6 protein-coding genes are annotated in these 13,638 nt (G+C 39.8%); 4 read left to right on the forward strand and 2 right to left on the reverse strand.

All coding sequences use genetic code 11. The features are described 5' to 3' along the window. Nucleotides 1–189 precede the first annotated feature (189 nt). Complete coding sequence (locus tag ABF638_RS00990) at nucleotides 190–582, forward strand: hypothetical protein (RefSeq protein WP_420760007.1); 393 nt, start codon at nucleotides 190–192, stop codon at nucleotides 580–582. A 179-nt stretch (nucleotides 583–761) separates the two neighbouring features. On the opposite strand, the gene ABF638_RS00995 is transcribed toward ABF638_RS00990, so the two are convergent. After that, nucleotides 762–6,428 (reverse strand): Ig-like domain-containing protein, encoded by a 5,667-nt coding sequence (locus tag ABF638_RS00995; protein ID WP_435019436.1) that lies wholly within the window; start codon nucleotides 6,426–6,428, stop codon nucleotides 762–764. A 494-nt stretch (nucleotides 6,429–6,922) separates the two neighbouring features. Between ABF638_RS00995 and pbpC the strand changes: the two genes are divergently transcribed. Beyond that, nucleotides 6,923–9,256, forward strand: a complete 2,334-nt coding sequence (gene pbpC / locus ABF638_RS01000; protein WP_435019438.1) for a penicillin-binding protein 1C — start codon at nucleotides 6,923–6,925, stop codon at nucleotides 9,254–9,256. A gap of 403 nt (nucleotides 9,257–9,659) precedes the next feature. On the opposite strand, the gene ABF638_RS01005 is transcribed toward pbpC, so the two are convergent. Then, the gene (locus tag ABF638_RS01005) at nucleotides 9,660–11,264 is read right to left on the reverse strand and encodes a sensor histidine kinase (RefSeq protein WP_435019440.1); all 1,605 of its coding nucleotides are present in this window, start codon (nucleotides 11,262–11,264) and stop codon (nucleotides 9,660–9,662) included. 334 nt (nucleotides 11,265–11,598) lie between these two features. Between ABF638_RS01005 and ABF638_RS01010 the strand changes: the two genes are divergently transcribed. Both ABF638_RS01010 and ABF638_RS01015 read left to right on the forward strand, forming a co-directional pair. Beyond that, on the forward strand, nucleotides 11,599–12,429 hold the full coding sequence (locus ABF638_RS01010) for a red chlorophyll catabolite reductase (protein ID WP_435019442.1): 831 nt from the start codon (nucleotides 11,599–11,601) through the stop codon (nucleotides 12,427–12,429). A gap of 126 nt (nucleotides 12,430–12,555) precedes the next feature. After that, nucleotides 12,556–13,590, forward strand: a complete 1,035-nt coding sequence (locus ABF638_RS01015; RefSeq protein ID WP_435019444.1) for a nitrilase-related carbon-nitrogen hydrolase — start codon at nucleotides 12,556–12,558, stop codon at nucleotides 13,588–13,590. Nucleotides 13,591–13,638: the final 48 nt, after the last annotated feature.

Raw genomic sequence — 13,638 nt, forward strand, 5'->3', positions numbered from 1 at the left:
ACCCTTACGCTGTCTTCATTTTTAATTTTTAATTTTTAATTTTTAATTCCGCCTTGCGGTACTAGTTCACCCTTTTGGGTGAGTCATATATCAACCGATCAGATGACCTGACTGAAGGAAGCTGAGATTAATAATAAAGAGGAATCTATTACTAAGGAAGACCGATCGCATTTTACCTAAGAATAACTTATGAAACTTGCTACCTTAATAAATTCTGCACTAATTTTTGCTTCTATTACTCTTGTACCTGGAATCGCAAGCGCTCAAACAGCTACTACAAACACCAGTGAAACAATAGTTATTAACTCTAACAATTTATCCAGTAACTCTACTGCTGTTAGTTACCTCCAGCCTTTCAACCTAGTTACTTTTGCTTATCAAGGAGGTCTGCAACAGCACGGCATTCCTAGCGGCGGAGAGCTAGTATTTAAAACTTTGAACAGAAATATTATTGCGAAAGATGTGGTTAAGGCTGCTGTTAATGCAGATAAATTACCATCACAAGTTTTAAACGACCAAAGTTATCTCAGTGCTGTTAATTTAGAACTTAACGCATTGCCCGATTATGCTGCTGCTGACTGATTTGGTTTTTCTTATAGAACCGATTTGGCATCTAACATTTTCTAGCATTTTTCCATAATAAAAACTAAGGGTCTGCTAAATTTAACGCCCAAATCCTTCTGATGCATATTGCAAATAAACTTCCGCACCAGTCCAAGAAAATATATTTAGATTTGTTGTAGCCAAAGATGGCATAAATATTACTTCCCATCCTCCAATATTAATGTAGACTCAGCAGTACGCCCAAATTCTTCTGGTGCATATTGCAGGTGAACTTGGGCACCAGGCCAAGAGAATGTCCCAGGTGTTACAGAACGAACTAAGTAGTGCAAGCTATAAACTCCTGGTTCGAGGTGGTCGGCGTAGGCGATAATGCGATCGCGGTAGATATTTCTAAAACCAAGTTCCCAGCTATCGGCTTTTGCTTGTAATGCGGCTGTGGTAGTTTGAAAACTTGCATCCACCGCCTCAAAACCTGATGGTAACGGATCTTTAATTACTATATGATCCACAGGATGATCGGCGATAATTTCTAAACCAATATCAAACACCTGTCCAGAGGCTAAATTTAAAGGTTTATCAAAAGCGTAAAGACCTGTTTTTTGCAGAACTTTCTCTTCATTTAATTTGCTAATTTCTCGTGTTACGCGTAAACCATTAAATCTGCCTGGTTGATTTCCCTGTAAGCGGTAATTATAAGCAACCAGATAGTGCAAAGTGCCATTACCTGATTTTTGCAACGTTAAATCATTACGTCCACGGGGTAATAGATTCATCGGCACAATTAGTTGTAAGCTAGGATTTTGATATCCATTAAACTTATTTTCCCCTAACTTATTACCAGCTAATTGCACTGTGGCAACAAAATTAGGTGGCGTGGGTTGCAGTTGGCTATATTCTACCAAAGCTGTTAATGCTTGGGCATTATTATAGTTAGTTTGCCATGTGCCATTCCGTCGCAATGCAAGAAGACTTTGGAATAACTTATTGATAACTTCGGGTTTACTCTGCTTGGCAATAAATAATCGTAAAGCTTGCGCTTGCGTCGTGGTAGATGAACTCATCCATCCCCAACTAGTTGGTAAACTCACAACTGCTGTCCGACCAGTTTCATATATATTCTGTTGCAGCTTGTTCACTAATTGTTGAGATTCGTCTTGCCATTCTGGGAATTGAGATAAGTATCGTGCTAGTTTAATTTGAGTTACTACATCAAAGTTATTGCGCTGTTCATAAATATCTGCAAGAAAAGTATTGCGTTTTTCACCCACTTCTGACAAAGCAATTAAAGCATTAAGTTGCAGTTGTCTTTTACAGAGTAGTTGTTTGCAAAACTCATATTCTCCAGGATTCGCCAGAACTTTTTGCAGATAAACTTTCAGGCGAGACAGCATTGCAGAATCGACTAAATTCGGGAACACCTGACTGGCTTTAGCCAAAGATTCAGCCGTGTATGAAGAAACCCAAGGGTCTGATTTTTCTTGTCCGGGGAAAGCAGCAAAACCACCATCGGCTATTTGGAGTTTTTGTAATTTTTCAATTGCTTGATTTGCCTTTTGGCTAGGATTAAATTCTGCAAATGTCTGACCATATTTTTGGGCAATAGTTTGCAGATTAGCCGCAATTATTAACTGACTTGCAGCCGGTTCTGTAAATGGCAAATCCTCATCTTCTAAAACTTGTTTTGCTGGTGCTTGAATCTCCGGTATCAAAGTACTCGCCAACTGAATATCTAAACCTCCTGCACCGGGGAAGGTATTTTTATCAATATTCAGGGGAATCTTCACCTGTTTTTCAGTGACACCAGTTTCAACGACTTGTTCTGTAATTTCAATTGGCTTAATTTCCAAAGGTACTTCAAAAGCATCTGCGGCTGTGCCATTTAGCTGAGTGGTAAAGCGAACTTTACCAGTTCCCACACTATCCGCCAGCATGGGAAAGCGATAAGCCTGAGTTGCGGATTCAGCTTTGGTTTGCAAAGCAGTAGTTGTGGGGTTTTTATCAGCAAACTTCACATTACCGCTAAGTTCGCCATTTATTGAGAGATTTCCTGTATTCCCAGTGTTGTTAGTTACGGATAAACCAGCGAGGATGCGATCGCCTGGACGGGCAAATTGTGGCAAGATGGCATTAGTTAGCAGTGGCTTGGTGCTGATAAACGTCGCCTCTCCATTCCCGAAACGCAGATTTCCATCGGTGGCCACAGCCATTACGCGCCATGTAGTTAAGTCATCCGGGAGTTTGAAAGTTATCTGTGCATTACCATTTGCATCCGTAAGGACAGAACCGTTGTAGTAAGCTAAGGCTTTAAAATCGGTGCGAGTGCGAGTATTTGCTGCACCAGTTGAGAAACCACCGCCATAACCCCAACCTTTGGGTTTAGCTACATCTTGCGCTTGTAATATGACATCTGGCCGATTATCGCTAAAACGGGTAGATATTGGCTGTTCTGCATAAACTGTATCTACCAAATTTGGCGGCCGATAACCAGAAAGTTGTAATACCGCCTCATTTACCACCATGACTGTAAATTGTCCTTTGGTGGGGTTTCCTTGATTATCTTTTAGTTCTAGTTGTACTGTTTCTTCTGCACCAGGTTCTAATGATGCTTGCACTGGCTTAACTTGCAGTTTTAAATACTTATCTTCTAAGTTAACTTTAAAAGGTGTAAAACCAATCTTCACTAAGTTATCTAAACTTCCCGCTTCCACTTGGTTTATGGGTTTACCTTGTCTTACTAACACAGCTTCAATGGCTGCATTAGGCAGCATTTCTGGCGTAACTTGAAACTGAATTTGTGGTGCGCCTCCCTGAACTTTGATAATCTGCTGATAAAGAGGTTTGTCTTTTATCACAGCAAAGTACAATTCTGCTTCTGGATAGGGAGATTGAATTAGTACAGTAGCAGTTTCACCAGGTTTGAACTCTTTTTTATCTAATTTAACTTCTAAGACATCTTCTTCTCTAGAACCCCAAAATACTGGATTTTCTCCAGTTGCCCAAATTTGTAAATCTGTGGCACTTAATTCGTTTTTGGCATCGCTAAAATTAACTCTAATCCGATATGAGCCAGATTCCGATGCTGTTAAGTTTACCGATTGCGGATTGCTAGCAGATGTAATTTCTGCTTGTCCCACTGTTTTATATTCAATTTGATTTTTTGCTGTCCGGCTACCTTCCACCAACTGCGTGACGCTGCTGTATTTTATTTGTTGTAATTCTAGCCGCACCCGTTGACCTGTTATCGGTTTTCCTGTAGGGTCAGTAACTATCACTTCAGTGGAAAAAGCCTTACCAGCATCAGCGATGAAATTGCTTTTTAACCCAATGAGACGATTACTCGGTAAAGCAGTAAAAGTTTTGGAATTCGCTACAGATAGATTAGAAACATCTGCAACTTCCACATCTACCCGGTAAGTCATCGGATATGGTAAATCATTAGCCACATTCACAGTTTGACTACTTTTACCATTAGCATCTAGCTGGGCATTATTTTGCAATACATCACTAGATATAGTAGGGGTTTCCTCTGGCCATAACCATTGCCTACCAAAAGTAAATCCCTCCCAACCTTTAGGAACAAAATCAGTCTGTTGGCGAGTGATAAAATATTTTGCTTCACCACCTTCTACAGGTGGGCCAAACAAATAATTGCTTGTAGCATTAATATCAACTTTCTCGTCAATAAAAGCAAATTCTTTATCTAAATTGAGTTCGACTTTAAAGTTGGGTGGCTTAAACTCAGCTACCCGAAATTCTCCAGAAATTTCTTGTCCATTCTTCCCCTTCGCCTGGATGGTATGGTAGCCTAAGCGCTCAGTAGTCTTGATTGGCAGTTCCAGAGAAAATGTGCCAAATTCATTTGTAGTTTGCGTGCCTAAATTGGTCTTTTGTCCATCAGGATTTACCAAGGTTAATTGGTAAACAGCATTTTTATCTTGCTGAATCGCCCCATTTTGTAAATAGTCAGTAAAACCAGTTAACCAAGCTTTTTCGCCTGGTTGATATAACTGTCTATCTGAGAAAATTACCCCGCGTGATTCGGGCTTATTATTTTGCCAACCCGCATCAATACCATATCCATAAACACCGCTATATTCTTCTGTTCTAGCGAATGCCCAATCTTGATTTTCACGGGCAATTACTAATAATTGTGGTGATTTACTAGAGCTTTCATTCCCAGAATAACATTGCTGTAATCCTTCATCAACAACTCTAAAAATTCCATTTTCATCAGTTTTACCCGTTGCACAAGGTACTGGTTCTGGGCGAGATTTTGCTTGTAATTTTGATTGATAAATTTCAATAGCGCTATTTTTAACTGGTGAACCATCTGTAAGATGATTGACGCGAATTAACCCTGACTCAGGAAACCACTGAGTAAATACACCCAAATTCGTCAATTCAACCATTCCATAAGTCGTAGGTTCTCGCCACAGTTCCTTGCCATTCTCTTGGTATTTATTAGTGCGGGCTTGCACTCCATAAGCTAACATTCCCGTAGCCGCACTTATTTTTTCCCGGAGAGGAACAGCAATATCAACTGATTGATTTTTCTTACCTGATACGTTAAAACTTTGCCATTCAGAAGGTTTTGGTAAGAAATCGTTACTATAATTAAAATAAACTAAATCTGTCGGTTGAACTACTCGATAAGCTGCTTTGTATTTTGACTCTGGCAGATTTCCCGTACTAATATTTAGCTGTAAATCTTTACCTGTGGGGAAAATATTCAAATCTGATGGTACCCAGATATCCCCAGCTAAATCTCCAGTATCATATTTCAGTGTTAGAGGTTTACCTAAAGTTTGTCCAAACTTATCTTTGAGATTTCCGCCAATAGTAATTGTATAAGTCTTGGCAGGTTCTAGCGCATAAGGATTGATGCCAACAATTTTATCCTCATCATTAACTTGTAGATTTCTCGAAATGTCTTTTGGTGCTGGATTAATAGTAATATTTTCTTTAGCTGAATCTGCCAACAAGATATTATTAAATTCTAGCTGCGGACTGCCTTTAATAAATCGTCCAAATGTTCCTCCTGAATCTGGCTGTCCGTAAAAGTTAATTTTCTGAAATGCTAAAGGCGAATAAGTTGCTAACTTACTGACAAATTCTTTCTCTGTCGATAAATTACCATAAGCAGGACGTATTCCGGGAGAAAATACTAGGCGATAGCTGGTTGCTTTTTCCAGATTTTGTTGTGGGATGAGGTTATAAATCCAATTGCGTGCCGAAGGGTCAAATTTTTCTAAAGGTTCTTGATTTTCTAATGGTTTTTCTTCTTTGTTTAACTCGACTTTGAAGCCTACACCCTTGTCTTTTCCTTCAGGAATTAACTTTAAATGTTCTTGTACAGAACCTAAATCCAATTCGACATTGGAAGTAAACTGTAACTTTTGTTGTAAATCAATTGGTTCAATATCAGCCTTCTCAATGGGATTAACACCGGGTAAATTAGTCAGGTTGATAGATTCGGTGTTGAAAGTCCAAGGCAAATCTTTGTCTAGGCGATGATTTTTTAAATCGGCTAAACCTGCTTTGAGAGTGACTTGAAATCGTGTCGCTATTGGCAATGCTTTATCAGCTTGAAAACCCACCATGCGCGGTGTTAAAAAGCGAAATTGACCGGGTAAAGGCGGCCAAAGGGCAAATTTTTCTAATATTTTCTGCTGTTCGGGGCTATCAAGACTTTCAACTGGGATTAAAGCTTCTTTAAAACGGATGCGGATTTGGTTGAGAGGTTTGGCATCCCCAATGGGACTTATTTGTTCAACCCAATCAGGTAATTTTGGTGGTGTAAGCGAGGAAACTGCTGGGAGTTGTTCTTTACTTGAGTTGATACCAAAAAAATTACACCCTGCCATCCCTAATATAAATGTAAATAGAAGAAGAAACTGGATTGTTTTTTTCCGGCTTGAAGAACGTCTATTTTTTTTTAATGAGCTGCCAATAAGACCAAGAACGCGATAGGTTATTTTATGGTAGAAACGCAGTAAAACTCTGATAATCATCTTTTTAGTAATTCAAAATAAAAAATTCACAAACTATAGCAAATAACAATTTGCATTGCTTCATGAGTGGGCAATGCCAAGACTAATAAAGGACGCAAGATAACTAGTTATTTATACCCCACCTTAAATGTAATATATGTTTATTTACATAGATAACTAATCTACTGGAATTGTTCCAAAAATGACTACAATTCTTAACCATAAAGAAATATTTAATTTTCGCAAATATTGATTTAATTTTGCTAATTTATGACAAACAAATTATTAAGTATTTGACATATTACCTGATGTAGATGTAATCATTGCGTCAAAATTAAGGTAAGTTTTCTTGGACAGGGGATTCCCTGATGAAACGAATTTTACGCTCGCTACTCAAAACTAAGCACAGTAGTAAAATTATCCTGGCTGTGCTGCTAATCTGTCTGGTTGTCCGCCTCCTACCTTATTTTGCGCCCATTCGTGCCGCAGATATTGCCCAAAATCAGTTGGCAATGCAATTTAGCGATCGCAATGGTTTACCATTAGGAACACTACTCACCCGTGACCAAGAGCATACATCAGTAGTACCACTAAATCAGGTTTCGCCCCAGTTTATCTATGCCATTCTAGCCGCCGAAGATAGCAGCTTTTACCATCACGGGGCGTTGGATATGAAAGCTGTTATCCGCGCCAGCAAAGAAGCCATCCACGCTAAAAGAATTGTTTCCGGCGCTTCCACTATTACTATGCAGTTAGCGCGGATGTTAGATCCTGTGCCGCGTACTCTGTCAGGTAAAATGCAAGAGATTTGGCTATCTTGGCGGTTAGTAGCTGGGATGAATAAAGATGAAATTCTCTCTGCATACATCAATCGGCTGCCAATGGGAGGGAATATATATGGTGTGGAAGCAGCCGCGCAGACTTATTTTTCCATCCCAGCCAGTGAATTGAATCTTGCCCAAGCTAGTTTGTTAGCTGCTATTCCCAATAATCCCACATACTTTAATCCTTATCAGCATTGGGAACGGTTAAAGCAGCGGCAAAAATACGTCCTTAATCGGATGGTACTAGAAAAACATATTAGTGGTGCGATCGCAAATCGAACATCCACTGAAAAGGTTGTATTTCAGTCTAGCCAACGAGGAATTATCGCCGCACCACACTTTTTATTTTGGTTAGCAAATCAAATCCCCCCTAGCAAGCCTTACAAAGCGGAGAACCAAGCCCCCCTTTTTAAGGGGGGTTGGGGGGATCAATCCGTTATTCGCACGACTATAAATCGCCCTTTACAGCAGTTTGTCGAAGCACAAGTACAGCAGGTAATTTCTTCCCTAGCCGCAAACAACGTCCATGATGCAGCGGCGTTGGTGATTGACAACCGCACTGGTGAGGTTTTGGCTTATGTCGGTTCGCCTGATTACTTTAATGAAGCCAAACTGGGACGCAATGATGGAGTGCAAGCGCTACGTCAACCAGGTTCTACCCTCAAACCTTTTGTCTATGAATTAGCTTTAGAAAAAGGTTTAATTCGCCCAAATACTATTTTGGCAGATGTACCCGCCCATTACGCAATTCCTGGTGCGAAACTTTATAGCCCAACCGATTACACCGAAAGCTTCCTTGGCCCTGTGCGGGTGCGAATCGCTTTAGCAAATTCTCTGAATGTTCCCGCAGTCCGTGTGTTAGAAAAAGTAGGTGTGCAGACTTTCCTCGAACGTCTGCATCAATTGGGATTTGAACACCTCAATCAAACTCCAGAACATTATGGTTTGGGTTTGACTCTCGGTAGTGGTGAAGTCAGTCTTTGGGAATTAGCCCGTGCCTACCTGACCATAGCACGACAAGGAGATGCGACTCCTTTAGTAGGCACATTTTCCAATTCCCCACTTCCGACTCCCGACTCCCGACTCCCCAACGACACAATATGGCAATTAATCACCAACATACTCAGTGACAGCTATGCTCGTGCAACAGCTTTTGGTGTAGACTCTGTGTTAAATTTACCCTTTCCTGCTGCTGTTAAAACTGGCACTTCTTCCAATTTTCGCGATACTTGGACTGTTGGTTTCACTACAGATTATACCGTCGCTACTTGGGTAGGCAATTTCAACGGTGAACCAATGCGACAAGTTTCAGGTGTGACAGGTGCAGCACCCCTGTGGAATCGGATTATGTTACATCTGCACGAAAATCAAGAACCAGCAGGTTTTCCGCCTCCAAAAGGTTTAGTGCAATTACCTGTTTGTGCAATTTCAGGATTACGACCAACACCAGATTGTACATCAGTGGTGCAGGAATATTTCTATCCTGAAGATAAAAGTAATTACGAACGTGAAAATCAATTCAATTTGCCACCAGAATATGATGAATGGTTGGCAAAACAACAGCAATCGAATTTTAATTCTACTAATTTGAGAATTTTATCTCCACATCATGGCGATTTATTTTTACTTTATCCAGGTGAAGAAACGAAGCAAAAACTCGAATTTAAGCTAGTGGGAAATAAATCTGCACCTGTGGAATGGTGGTTAAATGGTGAAAAGTTAGATACAAATGCAACTAATTCTTTATTTTGGAATTTGCGTCCTGGTAAATGGACTTTGGAAGCGAGAAGTGGAGAAATGAGCGACAAAGTAAGTTTTAAAGTTGAGTTGGCAAATATTAAACCCACACGTCGGGGTTTTTCTATTATTAATTCTTAGGGAAATAGCATATAGCAATCCTAAATGAGTTGTGAAAATTTGTGTTGTCCAGATCCCCGACTTCTTTGAGAAGTCGGGGATCTAATTTTTTATGAATGATTTAGGACTGCTATAGACATCTTCTAGATTTAACGTGAGTTCGATGAACCTCTCCCTCCCAGCCTCCCTCTCCGAAACGGAAAGGGAGGAGCAAGAAAAATTCCGCTTTTTGCTCCCCTCTCCGCGTCGGAGAGGGGCTGGGGGAGAGGTCAAATAAGACTTGTCGAACTCACGTTTTTATTCCTTCTTCCCAGTCCTTTACCTCTACGAGTGATTAAGAAATCAAAGACGCTCGATAGCGCAGCGTTAGCGACGCAGGAGCGTCTGACTCGCTACCGCTTCGCTATCGGATTGCTATATTTGTTTAATGTGTCTGCTTGATAGGAATCTCAATCACAAACTCTGTACCTTTTCCTGGCGCAGAAATACACTTAATTCTTCCTTTATGTTTATCTACTATAATCTGATAACTAATAGATAATCCTAAGCCAGTACCTTTCCCTATAGGTTTAGTAGTAAAGAAAGGGTCAAATAATCTAGTTTGAACTTCCTCAGTTATTCCTGAGCCATTATCTTTAATGCTAATAATTATCCAATTTTCATTTTTAACTTGAGTATGGATAATAATAGAACTAACCTGTTTTTCAGTCTCTCCTTGTAAACAGTATATTTCTGGTTGATATAAAGCATCAATAGCATTACTCAAGATATTCATAAATACCTGATTCAATCCCCCTGCATAACATTCCACAAGTGGTAAGTTACCATAATTTTTGATAATTTTAATTTCCTGTTTTTTATGATTTTCTTTTAACCGATACTGTAAAATCAATAGCGTGCTATTAATTCCTTCATGAATATCAACCAGTTTCATTTCGGCTTCATCAAGACGCGAGAAGTTCCGCAAAGTTAGTACAATTTCGCGAATACGTTCAGCACCAACTTCCATTGATGATAATATTTTCGGCATATCATCAATAATAAACTCTAAATCTATCTTATCAATTAGAATATTTATTTCTGGATTTTCACTACAATATTGTTGCTGATACAGGTTAATTAAAGTTAGTAATTGCTGACTATATTCTCTAACATGGAGTAGGTTGCCATAAATGAAATTAACTGGATTATTGATTTCATGAGCAACACCAGCAACTAACTGACCTAATGAAGACATTTTTTCAGTTTGAACAAGTTGTACTTGAGTGTGTTGCAATTCTTGTAGTGTCTGTTGTAATTGAAAATTTTTGTATTTTAACTTCGCTGTTCTCTCTGCAACTTGTATTTCCAATCTAGAGTTAGTTTCTTCTAAAGCAGCTTGAGCAAATTTTTTATCTTTTAAGTATTGCTGCAATAAATGCAATACTAAAAGCCATGCCGGAATCAACATTGCTAAACTTATAATAGATTCTGAAATTGCCCATAATATTCTTTGATAATATTCATCAACTTTCTGCTTTAACTGAAGCGAAATATTCTGCTGCCTTTTAGCAACGCCATTAGCATAAATCTGTTTATTGGTTTCATATTCACTGCTAGAAAGTAGTAAAATTGCTTCCTCTTTTTTGTTTTTATTAACTAAATCAAAAGATTGATATTCTATTGCAACCAAACGTTGATTAGCAGCATCAATTTTTTTGGCATCCTCATTTTTATATGCTTTAGGAGCCAGTTTAATAGATTCTTTTATAGCATTATCAAGTTTCGGTTCAAATTGGCGATACCGTTGTTCCCAAAAAACGTTACCTGTAGCAGCATTCATGCGGGCTGACATCGTTAATACTTCATCAAGATAGGTAATTTCATCACTCAGTGTTTGCAGTTTAAATTCATATTTAGTAATACTATTAAAACTATGATATGCTTGCCAGTTAAGCCAAATTTGAGGGATAAATAAGAGCAATGTCAACAGGACTGTTACAGTTACAAGTTGAGAGGAAACAAATCTAAGTTTATAAGATAGGTGCATTTTGATAGTATTTTTAGATAGATTATAGTTGAGTACTAACCAAATTTAATCCTCTCCTAAAACTTTATTTCAACAGTATTAATACTTAATAAAATGGTTGAAAAATTTATGGCTGATTTTGGTAAAATTCAAAAATAATCTCATTTATTTAATTAACTTAAATTCTTTTGCCAGAGACAAAACATAAATTATCAAGTTTTTTCAACCTCGAAACTCAAAAGTTGGACTCCAGAATCCGAAACTTGCACTCAAAATGTTGCTGCAATAGCTTTATCATGGTTTAGTTGATGGGCTGTTTTCCACAGTCCTGAATTCGATTTAGGCAACGAATTAGATGCCAGAAAGTGTCAAACTAAATATTAAGTCTATAGAAAAGCCGCAAACTCAAACTATGACTCAGCAACCAACAGATTTAGACAATAAAGCTGTATTTGAGCAGCTATGGGAGATTACCAAGGAACTCCGCCAAAAACTGGAGGCTCGTTTTCAGTTACATCCAGACCCTTCTGTTGAAAATTTACAGCAATACAGCAGTCTCGATGGCAATATAAAGGGTTCACTCACCGCTTTTTCTGGGGGAGAAATTGATTGGTTAGTGCATTCGTGGCTAGGAAACGCGGAAAAATCAAACTTTAGCACCATGCGTCTCACCACTTGGTTGAAGTCGCATATCCAGGTTCCGCATTTGGCGTTTGAGTTTGGCACACTTCCAAATGCAGATATTTTCTTTTATATAGATTACATTCCCCGGACTGAGCTTTTAACCGATTTAGCATATCTCGATCACTACTACGAGCCAGTTAACCAAACATTTTTAAAGTTGCAGGAAGATTCACGGCTCAAGTTATTTACCAGCAAAAGTGCATATATTCGCCTGTTTCAATCGCCTGCTAGCTTGTGCTACACAGGCGCACCTACCTTTGAGACTATCGAACTAACTCGCACACTTGCACACGAAACACTTGATCGCTGGCTAGCTTGGGTAGATGCAGCGGAACCTGTGCCAGAAGATGCACGCACCGCTTTAGCTGCTCGTGATTTGTTGCTCCGCCGTACTGGTGCTGAACGCGATCCAGGTAATAAATTTGCCGCACAGATGTTTGGCTCGGAATTGACAGATAAACTTGTGCGATCGCTCTGGGGTGGCGATCGAATTGGTCATTAGTCATTTGTCCTTTGTCCCTTGTTAGTTATCCTTTGTCTTTTGCTGATGACCAATACTTCTCTACGAGAGGCTGCACTAATCGGCAAAGCTCAGTACAAGTGACCAATAACCAATGACCAATGACAAATGACAAATAATCCAGAATTCTACCGGGCTTTAGCACTGCAAGTTACCTGTTATGCAGTCAACCAAACAAGCGATCGCCAAGAAGCGCGATCGCTCATGCAAAACTCCATCAACCGCCTAGCCCAACAAATTGCTGCCAGTATCGCTTTTATCGGCTTCGATTGTCGTTTAATTGTACTGCCAGAATATTTCCTCACGGGTTTTCCGATGGGAGATTCTCTAGCAGGATGGGCAGAAAAAGCTTGTATAGAAATGGCTGGTGCTGAGTATGAAGCGCTGGGTAAAATTGCCCAAAAGCATCAAATATTTTTGGCTGGTAACGCCTACGAAATTGACCCCAACTTTCCCGGCTTATACTTCCAAACCTGCTTTATACTTGACCCCTCTGGCTCAATCGTCTTGCGATATCGGCGGCTAAATTCCTTATTTGCTCCCACACCCCATGATGTTTGGGATAAATATCTCGACTGCTATGGTTTAGAAGGAGTTTTCCCCGTAGCCAAAACTGCGATCGGTAATTTAGCTGCTTTAGCCTCAGAAGAAATTTTGTATCCAGAAGTGGCGCGGTGTTTGGCAATGCGAGGAGCAGAGATTTTTGTCCATTCCACCTCCGAAGTATACAACAAAAACCTCACCCCCAAAGATGCAGCAAAAATCACTCGCGCCGTCGAAAATATGGCATACATGGTTTCAGCTAATACCGCAGGCATCGCTAATATTGCCATCCCCATCGCTTCGGCTGATGGTGGTTCTAAAATCATTGACCATCGCGGAATCGTATTAGCAGAGACAGGTGCAGGCGAGAGCATGGCAGCATTTGCAGAGATTGATTTAGGAGCATTACGCCGCGATCGCCGCCGACCGGGGTTAAATAATTTACTTAGCCGCCAGCGGTTTGAACTATACGCCGAAAGTTATCAGCAGTCACACTTTTACCCCGCTAATACTATGCTGGAGGGAGAAGTAGACCGCAAACACTTCTTGCAAACACAGCAAGCCACCATTGAGCGGTTAGCCAAACTGGGGATAATTTGAATTTGAATTTGGGAATGGGGCATTGGGCATAGGGAATGGGGATTAGGA

It is taken from the genome of Nostoc sp. CALU 1950, from assembly GCF_051172895.1.
In the GTDB taxonomy this organism is placed as follows: Bacteria; Cyanobacteriota; Cyanobacteriia; order Cyanobacteriales; family Nostocaceae; genus Nostoc; species Nostoc edaphicum_A.